The sequence below is a fragment of the Pelosinus baikalensis genome (genome assembly GCF_020819555.1).
GTDB lineage: Bacteria > Bacillota > Negativicutes > DSM-13327 > DSM-13327 > Pelosinus > Pelosinus baikalensis.
Window position 1 is genome coordinate 1 of record NZ_JAJHJB010000046.1, and the last position, 18,209, is coordinate 18,209.

The following is an 18,209-nucleotide window of genomic DNA, read 5'->3' on the forward strand; positions in this document are numbered from 1 at the left end:
CTCTGTGAGCTATTTATTGTTATTTAACTGTCGCACTTCATTTTACAATCTATCATTACTAAATAAGCACCTGCCCAAAGAATAGCTAGATTAGTTGTTTTTTGAAGAAATTGACCTATGTTAAATGCAATTATGGAAATTATCGTTGTGTTAAAAGAAGCTCGTACATAATTTGTTAAATTGATGTCCCATGTGTTAGAAAATCGTGGCTCAGAGGCTAAGGTTTTTATAGTTTGTATGCCTGTGATAGCTTCTATTAAATATGCTTGATTTTCTGCTCCGCAGTTAAATTTGTGCTTAAGTCGTTTTCGATAAATAGGGGTAACAATTACATATAACACAATAAATAATATTAAAGCTATTAAAACTAGTAGAGTTAAAACGCTATTATAACAAAGCATAACAATTAAAAAGATAATGCTAAATAAGAGATCTAGCACCGCGACAATAGAAGAACTTGTAATAAACTGGCGGATATTATCCAACTCTCGAAATCTCACTGCAGTATCTCCTACTCGCCGGAGTTCAAAGTATCTTAGTGGTAATGCCATTAAGTGTCTAAATAAATTAGAACCTAAAATAACATCGATACGACTTGTTGTATGATATAATAAATAAGTTTTTATACCATTTATAAATGATTCAAAAATATTAATAATAAGCATTCCTATTCCTAAAACTACAAGAGTTGAAAAACCCCGGTGAACGAGAACTTTATCAAAGAGAACTTGCGAAAATATAGGCATAATAATTGCAAAGAACTGTAAGAGAAAAGATAAAATTATAACTTCAAAGAAACATTTCTTATATCTTAAAATTGCGGGAATAAACCAACCTAATTGAAACGGTACTTGTATATTTTTTAGAGTTAACTTTTTTGCTATTAAAATAAGTGTTCCATCCCAATTATCTCTAAAAGTTTCAAAACTTAGTGCTATTAATTTATGCGGATCTAATATGAAAATTTTTGAATCGTCTGCTTTTACTAATACTACATATTGGCCGCTTTTAAAAGGAATAATGGCCGGAAAAGGTAATTTTACTAACCTTTCTAACGAGGATTTTGTTTCTCTTGCTTTAAGTCCAAGATGTTTAGCACCTTGCAAAATAGTAGCCGTGTCCAGCTTAGATGTATTTGATAGCCCTAAAATATGATTAATTTGAAAGGGATTTGCGGGAATGCCAATAATTTTTGATGCGGCAGCTAGACTAAGAATTCCGCTGTGTATTTGAAGTGTTTTGTTTTCTATAAATTCGTGGTGCCCGTTTTCTATCAAAACTTTTTCCTCCTTTTCCGATTTTAACAGTGGTAATTTGACCATGGCAGTTATAATATAACACTAACACAAGCTAAGTAAAAAAAAGGAAATAACCTGTCTAATAAAAACTGTCCTACCTTAAAGATTTTTACAAAAACGGAGAAAAATATCTTTACTTACATTGTTTTTTTCCTGAAAGATGGATGCTCCTACTACTTTTACTGGATCAACCTATTAAAAATACAAGCCAGGAAAGCCACTTCTCGTGGTATCCTGGCTTTTATTATGGCTGTAATTTTACATCTTGGGGTAGTACCAGCGAAGCTGTCACCACCCGCAAATACATGGTTTATATTGGGAATTTATTAATAACCTCGTTATACTCTGCTTGCGCATCTGTAATGGATAACTTTGAATATACTTCTAATGATTTTCGGCTCTGGTGACCAGAATACGGTTGAATAAGCGCATCGTCTATGCCTTGCTTTTTTAGCCAAGTTAACAAAAAGTGCCGTAATTGATGTGGAGATAGATTTTGTACCAACCCTGCTTCTTCAGAGTATTTGGTCAAGATTTTTCGGATACCTCTGTCTGTATATTTCTTTTTCCATGAAGACTCAAACAGGTAAACGGCGTGTTTTTTTGTCATTGAATCAGTATGCATAGCCAACAATTCTTTAAGGGGTGTCACCAACATTTCCGACAAAACCCCCGCTAAGACAATAATTGGGTAAAAAGTTGAATTTCTACCCAATCTAAGAACTATGTGAATGTGGAATTTACTGGTATAATATTAAATAAGGACGCAGTCGTAATTTGTGAGGAATGAACCTGATAAGTAAGTGAGGAAACATTATTGAATTAAGACAAATAAAGGAGGAACGATATGGGAAAAACAAAAATCTACAGAACCATTGCTAAGTTGAAGAGTATTGACATGTTTTATTTTGATACAAAAACCAAAGGGCCAACTATTCTTTGTCTTCATGGAAGAGGGGGAAGAGCAGAAACCTGGTCTGATTTTATCCAGCACTATGGAAAACAATACAGAATTATCGCACCAGATCAAAGAGGGCACGGATTGAGTGGTAAACCTATAGCGGAATATACGACTGAAGAAATGGCTGAGGACATCATTGAACTATTAAATTTTTTAAAGATAGATTCAGTCATTTTAGTAGGTCATTCCATGGGTGGAGCTGTAGTTGGATACTTAGCAGCGGTATATCCTAAGTACGTAAAAGCAGTAGCTATACTTGACAAATCTGCAGCAGGACCTGCAGAACCAAACAAGTTGCCATTAGATAAAAGTCAACTCAGTGACCCTATGACAAAAGATTGGCCACTACCATTTGACACACTAAACGAATCAATGAATTTTATTAAACAAGTTTCTGCTTCAACTTTGGAATATCAATATTTTATGAATAGTTTAGTGGAAACTGTAGAGGGATATAAGATGATGTTTAGTCCTGAGGCTATGGCTATTGGCATTGCACATTATGAAGATTGGTTCCATCTATTACCGAGCACAAAGTGTCTGGTATTGTTAATCCGTGCAAAAGGAAGTAAATTACTATCAAACGAAGATTTTATTAAAATGCAATCTCTACTTCCAAATTGTATTCCTCATGAAATGTCACATCCCGACCACAGTGTTCATTTAGGAAATAAAGAAGAATTTTATGAGTATTTTGATGAATTTTTGATGAAAATATAAACTTTTTGAGGATATGCAAAAAAAATAGACGCTTTTTTCTTTTAGGGGTCTCACCAGCAAAACGCGCAAAACGTACGCTAAGAGTTTTTTACCAGTAATAAAGCCATTTCCCTGTACGCTAAGGGATAATGGCTTTATTACTTTCTATAAGCGGTCTTAATGAATCTAAGCTTGTAACTCCTTTAGTATCAAACCGATATTCTCCAAGGAAGTTAATATGTTCCCAAGCAAGCGGAGAAATGTTGTTTAACAGATTTTCTTTTAATTCACCTTTATTCTTTATACATTAGTAGCTTCAGACAAATAAACGGTATTCCAAACACTTATCGCATTGATGATGATATTTAATGCACTGGCTCTTTGTAGTTGATCCTGCAAGGCACGTTCCCGTAGTTCACCTTTTTTCCCGAAAAAGATGGCTCTAGCCAGAGCGTTCATTGCTTCGCCTTTGTTAAGCCCTTTTTGTATCCGCCGCCGCATCGATTCGCTCGAAATATAATCCAATATGAAAATCGTTTTTTCAATACGGCCCATTTCACGAAGGGCTGTCGCTAAGCTATTCTGCCTTGAGTACGATCCAAGTTTACCCATAATCAAGGAACCGGATACTTTCCCTTTTCTGATTGAATGAGCAAGCTTTAATACATCATCATAATTGTCTTGGATAATTTTCACATTAATTTTCCCGCGAAATAATTTTTCTATATTTGTAAAATTGTCTAATTTATCGATGGTATATATAGTTTTGCATCGGCTAAATCGCGCAACCGAGGCGCAAATCTAAATCCTAGAAGGTGACTCAACCCAAAAACTTGATCTGTATATCCGGCAGTATCGGTATAATGTTCTTCAATACTTAAATCTGTTTCATGATGTAGTAATCCATCAATAACATGAACGGCATCCCTGGCATTAGTATTGATTACTTTTGTATAAAAGGTAGAAAATTGATCACTCACAAAACGGTAAATAGTGGCTCCTTTTCCTGTTCCATAGTGAGGATTTGCATCGGCGTGGAGCGAAGATACCCCCACTGGGACACGCATTCCATCAGAAGAAGATGTACTACCATCGCCCCAATATGATGATAAGTTAAGTTTATGGTGGAAATTTACCAATGTAGCCTGAGCGCGAAGCATGGCATCATCAGATAGTCTCCATTGCGCTGTATTTGCCATTTGATGATAAGTTATATCTGGTGTAGCATCGGCCATTTTTGATAAACCGATATTAGTCCCCAATGCCATAAGGGTAGCCATTAATACTGCCTTTTCATCCCCTTTTGGCGGACGCCCAGTAGAGGCATGAGTAAATAGCTCGTCAAAGCTTGTCCAATTAGCCACTTCCATTAATAAATCAGTCAATTTTATTAATGGAAGCATTTTATAAAGTGATAAGCTAAAGTCTTTAGCTTCTTCCGGTACAGATTTTTCTAGCCGTTCTAAATGGATTCGGTCTTTATTAATGCTTACGCCAATCATTCCATCGACATTTTCTGAAATCATTCTCAAACGTGCTAACAAAGACTCGGTTCGTTCTTTGAGAAATTCATCAACATTCATATTAACTGCCAGCCGTGTTCCTAATGAACGTTCTATTTCCCATTCTTCTTTCGAAACAAGATAGTCATCAAAATCTTTATGTTGACGGCTGCCTACAACAAAAATATCACCTGAACGGATTTGATTCCTTAACTCACTTAATGCGGCCATTTCGTAATAATGACGATTGATATTTCCCTCTTCATCAAAAACATGTTTTTGCCAGCGCTTTGGAACAAAATCAATCGGTGCGTCGTCAGGTACTTTTCTTTTACCAGAAACATTTATTTCACGGATAACGTCGATTGCTTTCATCAAAGATTCTGATGATTTTGCAGAGCGGAATTCCAGTGCGCTTAATAGAGTTGGAGTATATTTTCGAAGATAATTAAACTTGGTTTCCAATAAATCAAGGTAATCATAATCCATTGGCCTAGCTAGTTTTTTAGCTTCTTCCACAGAGGCTACAATATGATCCCATGGCATAATTTTTTCAATGACAGTGAAGGGATCTAACCCTTCAGCTTTCGCCTTAATGAGTGCTGATCCAATATCGGCGAAGTGAATTATTTTTTCATTAACTGATTTGCCATTTTGCTTTTGCATTTCTTCTTGTGTTTTTCGGCCTTTTGATTGTAGTATCATAATTTGCCGGTCATGTATCTCAATAGCCAAATCAATTAAATCCTGGCTTAAATTCAATAAATAAGCCACAAGAATAGCATATCGTTTATCTTCTTTAAATCTACGTAATGAATATGGTTCATACCTGGCTCCCATTCGCGATAATTGAATTAAGCGGGTAGGATGAATTTCGCTTATATTAATACTCAATTTTAGTTCACGAAGATATTCTAATTTTTTTATGATTTTTAAAAAGGCTTCAGGAGATGATTTTCCAGGCATTTCTCTTAACCATGCAAGCGGTGTCTTGTCTTTTTTTTCAAAGAGATCGATTAAAATGTCCAATTTCTCTTTCTGCCACTCTGTTAAGGAATTGCTTATAAACTTAAAAATACGTTGTTCGGCTCTATTCCGAGACTCCCACACCATTCTTTCGATAGTTCTTTGCATCGCAGGAAGAATGATTTTTTGCTTCCGTAAATATTCTATAGCCGAGTTAATAAGAAAGGTTGTATTGACATTTTCTTGAGCACAATTAATTAAATGATGAGAGCAGGAACGGTAGTCTCGAATTGCAAAATTGCGGTAACTGTATTCTTGGCGAATTTCCTCCATATGCTCACGTCTAGTCGGCTCCCTTTGGGCATACAAAGAGAATACTTCTGGATCAACATTAATTTGTTTCGCTATATACGATAATATTGGTGCTGATATTTCTTTAACATCAGCCAAAGACCAGCCTGGATAGCGTAAAGTACATAACTGAACAGCAAAACCAAGTCTATTATGATCTCTTCTATGACGATTAATCACATCAATATCATGATCTGTAAACGTATAATACGTAGCTAATTCCCATTCGCTGATATTGGGTTTGATACGAATATATTCAAGTCGTTCGTCTGGCGTTAATAACTCTTTTCCCCGCGCCAAATTACTTCACCAACCTTTTATAAATGGAAATTATGTCTAATATTATATCATACATAATAAAGTTGTGTATGATTAGTAAAACAACCGTAAATCCTTATGATATAAGGGTTACCGGTCGTTTTCATTAACAAGTATCTCCATTATATTTCTTTACATCATACATAATACAAGATATAATCATATTATGTATGATAGTATTGAGGTGCTGAAATTGGAATTTGTACAACCGATTCGCGACAAAAAAAAGATCGATACGGTAAAGAAAATCCTCTTGTCTAAAAGTGTTAGAGACTATTGCTTGTTCACTCTTGGGATAAATTCTGGTTTAAGAATTAGCGATTTACTAAATTTACGAATAAGTGATGTTGTTGATGAAAATGACAAAATTCGTGATCGCATAACCTTGCGTGAGAAAAAGACGAATAAGACTAAAAATTTCCCAATTAGTGATGTTGCTAGAAAAGCAATCATCGAATACTTAAAAACAAGAAACTTTGAATTCGATGAACCGTTTTTTCTGTCAAAAAAGCAGAATAACGGTAAGGCTCCACTTCAACGGGATCAGGCTTACAAAATTATAAATAACGCTGCTAGAGAAATTGGTATCACAGAGAAGATAGGTACTCATACATTGCGGAAAACATTTGGGTATCATGCGTATAAATCTGGTGTTGCAATCGAAGTAATACAAAAACTTTTTAATCATTCAACGCCTTCGATTACGCTTCGATATATAGGAATTACTCAGGATGACCTCGATGAGGTTTATTTAAATCTAAATTTATAAACCAGAAAGATCACATAAAACTGTACCTATTTTAGATATTAATTAAGCAAGAACGATCAAAAATTCCTTTTTGGGGAGGGTAAGCTTATGGAAAATGTAATAAGTCGCAGAGACAGAAAAAAGGTTCAAATACTAAATACTTTAGTTGATATTTCAATGGAATTATTTGTAGCTAAAGGATTTGAAGAAACAACTATAGCTGATATTATGAAGTCTGCAGATCTTGGTACAGGTACTTTTTATAATTATTTTCAATCTAAAGAAGATGTTCTCAAATATGTATTAACTCAAAAATTTGATCAAGCTAAAAATTCACTAGAAAGACTAATTAAATCAACAATCTCCCCACAAGAAAAAATTTCGCAAATTCTGGTAATATTGGGAAGGATATACGAAGATAATCGGCAATTGTTCGGCTTAATTAATCATTTAGGACCAAATCAACCACCACATGGTCCTGAGTTTAAAGACATTCTAGTTAGTATTATTGATGAAGGGCAAAAAAATGGAGATTTTAGAAAAACTATTCCAATTGAAATAGTCATTGAAACGTTTATGGGGCTGATCAAATCTGCTGCAACAAGTCATTCTAAAATTCCCTTTATGGAAAACCTTAATTATAAACTAGATTTATTTTTGAATGGACTTACGGAAAAAAATAATAAATAGTAAATTTAATAAATAGGTCACACAATGGATGATACATCCAAATATGTGGCCTATCTATTTATAAACTAGATTAATCCTATAAAAAATAGTATTTAATCGTTAGTTCCGTTGCAATTTGCTTGATAAGTTTTACGCGCTGTTTCTAGATATATATTAGTCATTTCTTGAGACTTATCTGATACTTTTTGTGCAAGTTCCGGACCAGCAAGGCTGGGACTTCCCACTTTAAATTTAGGATGAGGGTTATATTCAAAAGTTAATTCAATCATTTTTGCTATATCATCTCCACGGAGTGCAGAAAGCACCTCAATTGCTGCTTCAAAACATCCATGTGCAGGACCCGCTGTATATAAATTACCATCAATAACAACTTCACTGGTCAATACTGGAATAGCACCAAATTCCTTTAATGAATCTCCTACCTGAAAATTGGATGTAGCGCGCTTACCTTCTAAAAGGCCAGCACTCCCAAGCACTAAAACCCCATAACAAATACCAATAACCGCATTAGCATGTTTCGCTTTCTGTTTGATAAAGTTTAGAATTTCTTGATCTGCCGCACTATCTGGAGCCATCATACCAACGATCAATACATCAACATCAGGACATTCATTAAAGGTAGTTGTTGCTGCCATAGGCCAACCTGTATATGCATTGAAGGGTTCAAGGGTTTTCCATACGAGGTATGTTTCTATATTGGGTGACAAACTGAAAGCTGTATGTGCATTAACCACATCTGGTAAAAAAACACCTGGACAAACAAGAGTAGCAACTTTTAATTTTTGATCAATCGGTTTTAACATTATTTCATCTCCTCAATAAATGAATATATTCATTTATGAATGCATTCATTTATATTGTATAGTCATATGCTCTACTTGTCAACTTAAAAGTGAATGTATTCATTTTTTATTCATTTTTATTACTATGCTAAATCTGAGATTTTAGATTATTGCACTGAATACCAAATAAGAGAGCAGAATCAGTTTTATTAATTCTGCTCTCTTATTTGGTTCTAATATGTACGTAAAGAGTTTCTCTTTTAAAAATCCTTAGCGTACGTTTTGCGCGTTTTGCTGGTGAGACCCCTTATAGAAATTTAAAAAAGACCTTGAAAATTTCCAAAATATGGTAGATAATAATATAAACTTTACATTAATGAAAAAATTAATGTAAAGTTTATATTAAAGGAGGGTTTTATATGGAAAATGTGAGTTTCGAGTTCAAGCTAATCACAGTATATTCAAATAGTGGTTGCGGTGGCGAAGGTGGCGAAGGCAGCGGCGGTGGCTGTGGTGGCGAAGGTGGCGGCAGTAGTTGCGGTGGCGAATGATCGAACCAAACTGAGTAGATAATGCTATCTTATTGCTCAACGAATAGGATTGCTAGAGTAGAGTGCAGTGTTCTCGTTATCTGCGCTCTACTCATTCTTCCTATAGTCTTCTAGAAGCCTTAGTATAAACTCTATAAAGGGACTCACCATTTTAGCCAAAATTCTGATATATAATACTTCCCACGATCTTCTTAAGGCAGTTTTAACTACACATCATTCGGCTCTTCAGAAAATTTAAGAGTATACATAGATCGTTTTCATCTTATCATTAATTAAAAAGCTGAGGTAATTCTTCTGGTTGATTAGCCCAAGAATATTCAATCATAGGGTCGGCAAGTTTTTTTAGGAAGCTGATAGCTGAGCATCTGAAAGAAATATCACCGTTAATAAACATAAATTAAAAAACAGTTCATTTCTTCTCTCTACTTGTCTCTGATATACTCTGATGCATTTAATGAAGATTTAGACGTTTAGCATCTTCTGGTAATATTAATATTTGTTTTTTGTAATACATATGCTTTAGAGTTTATAAGAAATGAGGTGAATATATTGTGAAGAGAATAATAATTGCTCTTCTGATGGTGCTCGTTGTAATTACTGTCAATATCCCATATTCTCAGACAACGGATGCTCGAATGGTTAAAGGGATTCCTGTTACAGGTTCATATTCAGAACCTTTAGCTGAAATCGATGATGCAATGGTTCAGTTTATAAAGCTTCACCAAATACCAGCGGCAACAGTGGCGATAATGAAGGATGGACAAATTTTATTTCGTCATGGATATGGTTATTCTGATCGTAACAAATCCATACCAACAGATCCGGACACTTTAATGAGAATAGCTAGTATCTCCAAACCATTTACAGCTGCAGCAATCCGAAATTTAATCACAGAGGGAAAGATTAGTTTAGATAGTAAAATCATGGATATAATTGATATTCAGCCTTTTAGAGGTGAAGTGGTAGATCCAAGGTGGTATAATGTCACGATTGGACATTTATTAGCGCATAAGGGTGGTTGGGATAGAAATGCAACCAATGTTGAGTTCGATCCGGTATTTCGGTCATTAGATATCCGCAATGAAATGGGATTAAAAGGACCACCTGACTCTAAGCAGATAATTGCTTATATGATGAGTAGGTCGCTAGATTTCAATCCGGGTGAGAAATATGCATACTCCAACTTTGGTTATGCAATTTTAGGGCGTGTAATTGAAAAGGTTAGCGGAATGACCTATTTTGAATACCTAAAGCAAACGGTACTCATACCGGTTGGAATTTATGATATGGAATTGGCGCGAAGTCTCCCGAAAGACAGGAGCCCTAAAGAAATACAAGTGTACTACCATCCGGGCAAAGCAAAATCTGTTTTTAACTCAGATTGGGTCTCGCCACCTGATGGTGGGTTTTATATAGAAGCAATGGATTCTTATGGTGGACTCATTGCGTCTGCAGCAGATCTAGTAAAATTTTCGCAGAAGTTTTGGTTGCGTGGATTGCCTCGGCTACCAGGTCAGACAGGCTCAGTGTACATTTATGGAGTATTAGATGGTACATATAGCTGCCTATGGTGGAGGGCGGATGGTATTAATGTTGCAATTCTCTTAAACCAAAGGATCGGTAGTGTTGACTCTTTTCCTGGAATCTCAGCGGAGGAGATCAATTCATGTTATGCCCCGCTCAGACCATTACTAGATAACACTATTAATGCCATTACCTTATGGCCGTAGTCACAGTATATACGCTTGAAAAAGCTAAGTATAGTTATAGAAAGGATGAGTATTTTGTTATTTAGAAATATAGGTATTACTATTGGTTTGACCGAAAAATGCAATCTGCGTTGTGCACACTGTCTGCGTCATTCATCACCAAATGCAGGAAATGATTTATCTCTAGAGCTGTTGAACAAGGTTCTAAAGGAGGCCAAAAATTTAGAAGTACGTCATATAGCGCTTACTGGAGGTGAGGCTGGTCTTCATAGCGATTTTAATAAGGCCGTAGATTTGATAGTGAAAAACGGGTATACATTTTCTATTGTAACAAATGGGAACCAACCAGATTACTATAACGATATTGTAAATACTTATCAAAATACTGTTTTGACGTTTATCGCTGTAAGTGTAGACGGTGCTAATAGTGAGACGTATGAGCATATTAGGGGGGGGACTTTGAAGCTGCATGTAATAGCCTGCGAATGTTTGCACAAAAAGGCTACCATACAAAACTGGCCTTGTGTGTTAATAAAATAAATTACCAAGAATTTGATGACATAATAAAGCTTGCGACAATTCTTCAAGTTCCTGAAGTAAATGTTGCAGGACTTATTGAATTCGACTTTAATAGAAACTTATCACTCATCTCCGAAGAAAAAAATAAAATAATAGATAAATGTAGATTTATTAACAATAACTATAAAAATCTTAAAATACATATGACTACTTCTTTAGGTGCGATGAATACAAACTCGCCAGTAGTTGATTTTTGTAATAATATTGCTGGTTTTAAGCCATTTATACGTGCAAATGGAGATTGCGACTATTGCTGCGATGCTGAAGGAACTTCGTTAGGTTCTATTAAAAATACATCCTTGATTGAATTAGCACAACGTCATTTAGAATTTAGTAATTATATGCGTATGGATAGATTCAAGCGAATAGCTGAAGGTGAACACGAAAACATATCTGTATGTAATTATTGTATTGCGACATATAAGAAATTTGCTGCAGAAAAAGAAATAAGTTGAAGTTCAATAATAATTACGTAATAAGCCATCTACTGGGCCGATGCTAGTAGATGGCTTTAGTATATTTTGTACTATAGGTATATGAAGCAACGATATAGTGTTGTCTATTAGAATGTATTGGTCAATGTTTTCTTAAACGAATATTCTGAGTGCTCTTCTGTTGGAAAATTACGTAAAATACCATATAACTCATATCCCTGTTTTATATAAAATTTTGGAGCCTGAAAACTTGCGGTGTTTAATGTGATAATATTACAGTTTTTTTTTATGGCGATTTCTTCAATTGTCCGAAGAAGTTGACTTCCATATCCCAAATTACGATACTTTTCCTCAATCCATAAAATATCAATACTACATCGACCCCAATAGTTGCTAATGAACGCGATAATCCCACCCAAAATCTGATTATCTGCATCTTTCAGGGTTAAGTATATAGTTTTAGTATCACTTCTTTGTTAAATATTACTTGCGACCTACTATATTCACGAAATCTTTCTCTGACGTAAGTCCCTGCTATTACATCATCTTCTACAATTCTAAGATCATGAGATGATATTATTTTTGAATTCATGTTTTTCATCCTTTCAAAGCAGTGTGTTTTTACTATAACATAGTAACTATATATAATATGTCGATATTCACGTGGTATCGCCAGGAAAATGTGTAAAACAAGCGTTGCCCATATGAAGGTAGGCGGCAAACCAATAAAACTAGCTTTTTTGCAAACTAGCTAAGTTGTGCAAAATCCTATTGGCAATCTCCGGGCAAGAACGACGAAGTTTCTGGAAATAATGGAAAGACAATACCAATATTTCCGTGTCAGTGGCGGCTATTATGTTCGCAGTATGTTTAGTCCTATTAGCTAAACCAATTGCTCCAAAATGTTGTCCAAGGGAAATCCCATTTACGTCAGAGGACTGTACTGTTCCTGAGATTAAGATATTAAGCTCTTGACATGCGTCTTCGCGAGTTACAATATAGTTACCTTTAGAACATTGAACAACTACGCCACAGTAGTGCAAGAATTGTTTCGCTTCTGTTTTGGATAGTCCTTGCAATATAGGCATAACTTCATTGGGGCAATTCCCTAAGCGAACACGTAGAGTTGTCCAAAAACTTTCCTTGGTTACTAGTTGGCTATTTATAATATTTGCAGTTTCGGGAAATTCAGAAAAAAACCACTCTATAATCTGGTCATTTTGTATTTTTCTTTTACGAGCTATTTTAAGAAAAGGAGATTGTACAATCTGTAAATGATGAATATCATCTGGTATTATAACCAAACTAGCCAGCAAGCCAAGATTGGGGTCTACAATATTTTTACCTATCCGGCGATGTCCATAGTACTCATGAAGTGGTAGCAAGTGGAAATTTGTATTTGCAAATCCGAAATGTACTTGATCATCACAATACACCTCAAATACTTTTGTCATTAGCATAGTAAACACTGGTAAGTTCCGATAGGAAGAAGATACCATACCTTTTGAAGCAAGTCCAAAATTATAGTATTCATTATTATTATAAAATTTTTGAAAACGTTCCATACAATATGCTTCAGCTATTTCAGGCGAAAAATCTGCTAGTTGTCCTATATTAACTCTTACAGTACCGACAAGCTCTAATCCAATCTTTGCGTAAAATAGTGTACACCATTCATCTAGATCATCATACAAGAGTTTGTTTTCATGATCAACAGACACAAGTTTAAAGGGGATTTCTTCCCCATAAATATGATACCTTAAACGATAGATTTCCCTTTTTTCCTCTGGAGTTCTAGCAATACCGATTACTATAGGTTCTTCTAAGGATTCTTTTGAGTAAAATGGCATCGGGATGGTATTATTCATAATTTTATCTCTCCTTATCATGCTAGTAGATATAGTATTTCATAGAAGTTTAATAATACAAGTAATTACATATTTTATCTATTAATTGTATTTATTCCATTATTAGATAAAAAAACCTCCTTTTCAAGAAAATGAAAAGGAGGTTTTTGCCTGCGCTGAGGTCCTAGTATAAGCGAAGTTTTTTAGGACGCAAGGCGGGCCAGGTTGAAAGAAACACAAAAAGTAGTTCCTTGATCACCTGTTTTAACATCAATGGCAGCATTGTGTCTGTTGGCAATTCTATAGCATATTGGAATCCCTAACCCTGTTCCAGTATCTTTCGTGGTTAAGAAGGGCGTGCCCAATTTTTCTAGTATATTAGCTGGCAAACCTGTACCTTGATCTTTTATAGATAAAACAATTTTATCCTGTTCCAAACCTGTACATATAGTTAGTTCGCCCCCTGTCGGCATGGATTCCACACCATTTCGTACCAAGTTAAGTAGTAATTGACGAATTTCATTTTCATCCAAATATAATGGTGATATTTCTTTAAGCTCTAGATTTACCAATACATTTGAAGCAGCAGCATCAGCTTGGATCAAGGGGAACAATTTATCGACAATCGAATTCAGGGAACAATTTTTCATTTCAACTCGTTTATCCTTTGCTAATAAAAGATACTCTCGAATGATGCAATCCGTTCTGTCTATTTCTTCCATCATTGTACTCAGCCGACTTTTATAATTACTAAGTTCATCTTTACCTAACATCATCTGTAAGTATCCGCGTACAGTAGTCAGCGGGTTGCGTATCTCATGAGCGACATTGGCCGCCATTTCACCCAGCATGTTCATTCTGTCAGCGCGGGCGGCGATTTGCTCTAAATTCTCGCGAGCCGTGACATCACGGAGAATACCTTCTCGAACCGCTAAATTCCCTGCTTTATCGTAAGTAGGATGATATTTTTGTTCAACATGTACCGTATTCTTATCTTTACGTATCAAGCAATATTTGAGTGGCAATTCATTAGACGGAGGATTATTTGTAGATTGTTTAAATAACAATAAATCATCTGGGTGTATCAAATTTTCAAACAGTTTCGAGTCAGCATAAAACTCCTCTGCAGTATATCCTGTAACGGCAAAAACAGATGGGCTAACATATTCAAATTTTGTATCTGGTAGTATTCTATAACGGTAAATCACATCAACTGCATTATCTGCAAGCAATCGGTATTGAGCTTCTTTGTTGGCTAAATCCAACCTAGTTTTTTCAAAATATACTAATAGGATACCAGAAGCAATAACAAGTCGTAAAACACCAGCAATTAATGTAATCCATTGAAAAAAAATCGTATCGTTGGAGAAAAAAGGCACGGCAGCAGTGACAATACCCCATAGGATAAATGCATATCCAGTAATATAATTTCCTGTTCCCTTTTTTATCTGCAACTGATATATAAAAAAGCGCCCTATGCAAATCAGAACAGTACCAGCAAACCATGCGGGAGGAGTCAACTTCCAAAAAACGGATAGCTGCATTATATCGAATACTACATTTAATATTGAAGCAATAGTGGCACCATATAACCAGTATTTGTTTAGCGGCTTCTTAATAACAAGATGAGCACTGTATAAAAGCATCGTGGCACAGGAAATATACAACATTTGGTAAACAATACAACTTAACAATGATTGTTTCCAAGCTATTACTCCTGACTCAAAAAGTGCAATTCGCGTAAAATGAATAAACCAGCCTATTATCCATGCTCCCATGTATTTTTCACGATATACACTATATAGATATGTATAGATAACCATCATAAGAATTGTTCCGGTTATTGCACATAGGGTAGATAAAAAAATATAATCCATAGTCTTCTCCTTGCAGTCCATTATTATACACTTATGGATAACTTCCCCATAAGTTACAAATTTCCTCCTTTTTGTATATTTGTGTGATAACGTAAATATAGCACATACTCCTTAAACTCAAACCCTGTGGTGCTATCGCATCCAAAAATGAGTAGTAGATTGACACTATGGAATCTTCAGTTAGGGAAAGGTTTGCTTTTCCCGTTCCGGGCGCTGGGTGGCTCTTGGCGGCGTTTTCTTCACGCTCATAGGTTCTTCTATGGGACACCGTTGTTGACACTGTTAACATCCACTGAGGCGGATAGATTGGTACGGACGGGGGGTTATTTAAACTTGTAAAACTGAACTATTTGTTTGTCTAACATCTGACTTATTTTAATAACATTTTTGTGATTTATACCCGGGGTACAGACAACATTTTAACTAAAATATACGCTAAGCCAAAATTTGTAATGGACTTAGCGTTTTTCTTTACTCTAAGGGGTGAGACCCCCACCTTTGGTAGACCTTTTTGGTATTTGCTATGCTTTTAATTCCCCTATACACGAAGACAATTTAAAATAAACAGAGAAAGTAGTACCTTGATCGTTTGTTTTTATATCAATTTCGGCATTATGTCTATTTGCAATACGATAACATATCGGCAATCCTAAACCAGTACCAGTATCTTTGGTGGTCACAAAAGGTGTCCCTAAATCCTCCATTACGTGAACTGGAATGCCCTTCCCTTGGTCTTTAATAGATAAAATTACTTGTTTTTGGTCTAAATTTGTACTAATAGTCAATTCACCACCAGAAGGCATAGATTCAACGCCATTTCTTACCAAGTTAAGCAGTAATTGACGAATTTCATTTTCATCCAAATATAATGTAGATATTTCTTTAAGGTCGAGATTTACCAACACATTTGAAGCGGAGGCATCAGCTTGAATTAAGGGAAACAAATTATTAATAATCGTATTTAAACAGCAATTTTTTAGTTCAGCTCGTTTATCCTTTGCTAATAAGAGATATTCGCTAATAATCGTGTTCGTTATATCAATTTCCTGCATCATGATATTAAACCGATTTTTATAGTTACTAAGTTCATTTTTCTTCACCATCATCTGTAAGTAACCGCGTACTGTAGTCAAAGGGTTACGTATCTCATGAGCAAAATTAGCAGCCATTTCACCGAGCAAATTCACTCTGTCAGCACGAGCGGCGACTTGCTTTATATTATTACGAGCCGTGACATCGCGAATAATCCCTTCGTGTACTATGCCTGCATCATCGTCAATAAAGTGGTATTTATGCTCAATATACACTATTCTAGTGTCCTGGTTATTTAAGCGATATTCAAGGGGGACGTTATCAGGAATAGTACTGTCATTGATGTATTTATCAAACATGGGTAAGTCCTCATGATGTATTAAACTTGTGTATAGACTTGCATTAGCATAATACTCTTCTGGTGTGTAACCTGTAATCTCAAAAATAGTGTGACTTATGTATTCAAATTTTTCTTCGGGTAATATCCGATAACGGTAAATTACATCAACAGCATTTTCAGCTAATAGCCGGTATTGGGATTCTTTGCGCGCTAACAGCTCTGGTGCTTTCAAAGTAAAATAATAGCATCGAAAAGGCGATAATTAGGCGTAAAGTTCCACACATTAAAAAATATATAGGAGTAAACCATGGGATATTAACGACAAGTGGCATAAAGTAAGACAACACTCCCCATGTGATACAAGCATATCCGACTATTCTTTTACTTACTTTATTCCCACGTTCTTTTAGCTTAGTATAAAGTATACCTATCTGGACATATACAGATGCAACAAAAAGAGATGTTACTAAAAGTTTATATAACATTGGCACATTCATGAAACCAACTATAAAACTTATAACTGAGATTATTCCAGCACCATATACCCACCATTTTTTTAGTTTCTTCTCTGCAATTATATGAGTACCCCATAGAAACAGCATACAGGCAAAAATCAATAGCAGAACATAAATAACAAACCCCACATCTGATTTTTTATAGTTAAGTGCCGAATCGGAACTCACAATACGAAAAAATAATAAAAGCCAACCAGCCGTAAAAATACCCATATAACGTTCGCGATATAAATAATAAATATAAACATACAGAAGAACAACAGAAAGCAATCCCGTTGTTTCGGCATTAGCCACCAGATAAATCAAATCCATGCAATCATCTCCTTATTAGGTTTTTCTAAAAAACATTTAGTAGAGTTTTTAGAGAAAGATATATACCTTTATTTGTAATAATATATATATCAAAACAATTATGGTATAATATGTATTGACATAATACTAAAGAAATTTATTAAATATGGTGAAGGAGTTATAAAATGACAATTAGAGAGGTACGGCAATTAGGTGATGTAGTTTTAAGAGAAATATCCGAGGAAGTAAAGGAAATCGATGAAGAAATTCTAACACTGTTAAAAGATATGGCGGAAACAATGTACGATGCAGGTGGGGTAGGCATAGCAGCACCCCAAGTAGGCGAGCTTAAAAGAATTGTTGTAATAGATGTAGAAAAAGGACAAGGTCTTATAAATTTAATTAACCCGGAAATAATTGAAACAGAGGAGAGCCATGAAGTTACTGAAGGATGTTTGAGCATAGAACATAAGAAAAAAAGAGGAAAACTATTGCGTCCAGTTAAAGTTACAGTAAAAGCTTTAAACGAAAAGGGAGAAGAATTTACAATGACTGGTGAAAATCTTCTAGCACAGGCTTTTTGTCATGAAATAGACCATCTAGATGGGATTCTCATTGTAGATAAAGTTACAGAATGGTTGCCAAAAGTAGAAGATAAAGCAGAAGAAGATAAATAAGTTTATCTTTTTCGCAAAGCTAAAAGCAGACTATCTAATGAG

Annotated in this window: 19 protein-coding genes; 8 read left to right on the forward strand and 11 right to left on the reverse strand. The window is 35.1% G+C overall.

The features are described from left to right. Positions 1–23: 23 nt before the first annotated feature. Both LMF89_RS21725 and LMF89_RS21730 read right to left on the reverse strand, forming a co-directional pair. Entirely contained in the window at positions 24–1,277 is a 1,254-nt protein-coding gene (locus LMF89_RS21725) for an ABC transporter transmembrane domain-containing protein (RefSeq protein WP_229536914.1), read from the reverse strand. 331 nt (positions 1,278–1,608) lie between these two features. Then, positions 1,609–1,956, reverse strand: a complete 348-nt coding sequence (locus LMF89_RS21730; protein WP_229536915.1) for a tyrosine-type recombinase/integrase — start codon at positions 1,954–1,956, stop codon at positions 1,609–1,611. Between the two features lie 189 nt (positions 1,957–2,145). On the opposite strand from LMF89_RS21730, the gene LMF89_RS21735 reads away from it, so the two are divergent. Further along, positions 2,146–2,979 (forward strand): alpha/beta fold hydrolase, encoded by an 834-nt coding sequence (locus LMF89_RS21735; RefSeq protein WP_229536916.1) that lies wholly within the window; start codon positions 2,146–2,148, stop codon positions 2,977–2,979. Positions 2,980–3,258: 279 nt separating this feature from the next. Here the strand turns inward: LMF89_RS21735 and LMF89_RS21740 are convergent, their stop codons facing one another. Next, on the reverse strand, positions 3,259–3,654 hold the full coding sequence (locus tag LMF89_RS21740; protein WP_369412678.1) for a Tn3 family transposase: 396 nt from the start codon (positions 3,652–3,654) through the stop codon (positions 3,259–3,261). A 44-nt stretch (positions 3,655–3,698) separates the two neighbouring features. Then, positions 3,699–6,077 carry a Tn3 family transposase gene (locus LMF89_RS21745; protein ID WP_229536917.1) on the reverse strand — a complete coding sequence of 793 codons (2,379 nt, stop codon included), beginning with the start codon at positions 6,075–6,077 and terminating at the stop codon, positions 3,699–3,701. 202 nt (positions 6,078–6,279) lie between these two features. Between LMF89_RS21745 and LMF89_RS21750 the strand changes: the two genes are divergently transcribed. Beyond that, positions 6,280–6,864 (forward strand): site-specific integrase, encoded by a 585-nt coding sequence (locus tag LMF89_RS21750; protein WP_229536946.1) that lies wholly within the window; start codon positions 6,280–6,282, stop codon positions 6,862–6,864. A gap of 87 nt (positions 6,865–6,951) precedes the next feature. After that, positions 6,952–7,533 (forward strand): TetR/AcrR family transcriptional regulator, encoded by a 582-nt coding sequence (locus LMF89_RS21755; protein WP_229536918.1) that lies wholly within the window; start codon positions 6,952–6,954, stop codon positions 7,531–7,533. A gap of 92 nt (positions 7,534–7,625) precedes the next feature. Here the strand turns inward: LMF89_RS21755 and LMF89_RS21760 are convergent, their stop codons facing one another. Further along, positions 7,626–8,336, reverse strand: coding sequence for a DJ-1/PfpI family protein (locus tag LMF89_RS21760; RefSeq protein WP_229536919.1), 711 nt, complete (start codon positions 8,334–8,336; stop codon positions 7,626–7,628). A 398-nt stretch (positions 8,337–8,734) separates the two neighbouring features. Between LMF89_RS21760 and LMF89_RS25945 the strand changes: the two genes are divergently transcribed. The 4 genes from LMF89_RS25945 to LMF89_RS21775 all read left to right on the forward strand — a co-directional run bounded on the left by LMF89_RS25945 (position 8,735) and on the right by LMF89_RS21775 (position 11,609). Then, entirely contained in the window at positions 8,735–8,866 is a 132-nt protein-coding gene (locus tag LMF89_RS25945) for a hypothetical protein (RefSeq protein WP_255711579.1), read from the forward strand. A gap of 551 nt (positions 8,867–9,417) precedes the next feature. Beyond that, positions 9,418–10,596, forward strand: coding sequence for a serine hydrolase domain-containing protein (locus LMF89_RS21765; protein ID WP_229536920.1), 1,179 nt, complete (start codon positions 9,418–9,420; stop codon positions 10,594–10,596). Between the two features lie 54 nt (positions 10,597–10,650). Further along, positions 10,651–11,115, forward strand: coding sequence for a radical SAM protein (locus tag LMF89_RS21770; RefSeq protein WP_229536921.1), 465 nt, complete (start codon positions 10,651–10,653; stop codon positions 11,113–11,115). Then, entirely contained in the window at positions 11,061–11,609 is a 549-nt protein-coding gene (locus LMF89_RS21775) for a hypothetical protein (RefSeq protein WP_229536922.1), read from the forward strand. The genes LMF89_RS21770 and LMF89_RS21775 overlap by 55 nt, the downstream gene beginning before the upstream one ends. Positions 11,610–11,716: 107 nt before the next feature. Here LMF89_RS21775 and LMF89_RS26350 read toward each other — a convergent pair whose 3' ends face one another. The 6 genes from LMF89_RS26350 to LMF89_RS21795 all read right to left on the reverse strand — a co-directional run bounded on the left by LMF89_RS26350 (position 11,717) and on the right by LMF89_RS21795 (position 17,511). Continuing rightward, positions 11,717–12,043 (reverse strand): GNAT family N-acetyltransferase, encoded by a 327-nt coding sequence (locus LMF89_RS26350; RefSeq protein ID WP_369412681.1) that lies wholly within the window; start codon positions 12,041–12,043, stop codon positions 11,717–11,719. Between the two features lie 276 nt (positions 12,044–12,319). Continuing rightward, positions 12,320–13,456, reverse strand: coding sequence for a Crp/Fnr family transcriptional regulator (locus tag LMF89_RS21780; protein ID WP_229536923.1), 1,137 nt, complete (start codon positions 13,454–13,456; stop codon positions 12,320–12,322). 182 nt (positions 13,457–13,638) lie between these two features. Continuing rightward, the gene (locus LMF89_RS21785; protein ID WP_229536924.1) at positions 13,639–15,312 is read right to left on the reverse strand and encodes an ATP-binding protein; all 1,674 of its coding nucleotides are present in this window, start codon (positions 15,310–15,312) and stop codon (positions 13,639–13,641) included. Positions 15,313–15,635: 323 nt separating this feature from the next. Further along, positions 15,636–15,710 (reverse strand): Spo0E family sporulation regulatory protein-aspartic acid phosphatase, encoded by a 75-nt coding sequence (locus tag LMF89_RS26355; RefSeq protein ID WP_369412682.1) that lies wholly within the window; start codon positions 15,708–15,710, stop codon positions 15,636–15,638. Between the two features lie 123 nt (positions 15,711–15,833). Further along, positions 15,834–16,916, reverse strand: a complete 1,083-nt coding sequence (locus LMF89_RS21790) for an ATP-binding protein (protein ID WP_229536925.1) — start codon at positions 16,914–16,916, stop codon at positions 15,834–15,836. Further along, positions 16,861–17,511 (reverse strand): hypothetical protein, encoded by a 651-nt coding sequence (locus LMF89_RS21795; protein WP_229536926.1) that lies wholly within the window; start codon positions 17,509–17,511, stop codon positions 16,861–16,863. The genes LMF89_RS21790 and LMF89_RS21795 overlap by 56 nt, the downstream gene beginning before the upstream one ends. Before the next feature lie 164 nt (positions 17,512–17,675). Here LMF89_RS21795 and def point away from each other — a divergent pair, with 164 nt between their 5' ends. Beyond that, on the forward strand, positions 17,676–18,167 hold the full coding sequence (def, locus tag LMF89_RS21800) for a peptide deformylase (RefSeq protein ID WP_229536927.1): 492 nt from the start codon (positions 17,676–17,678) through the stop codon (positions 18,165–18,167). Positions 18,168–18,209: the final 42 nt, after the last annotated feature.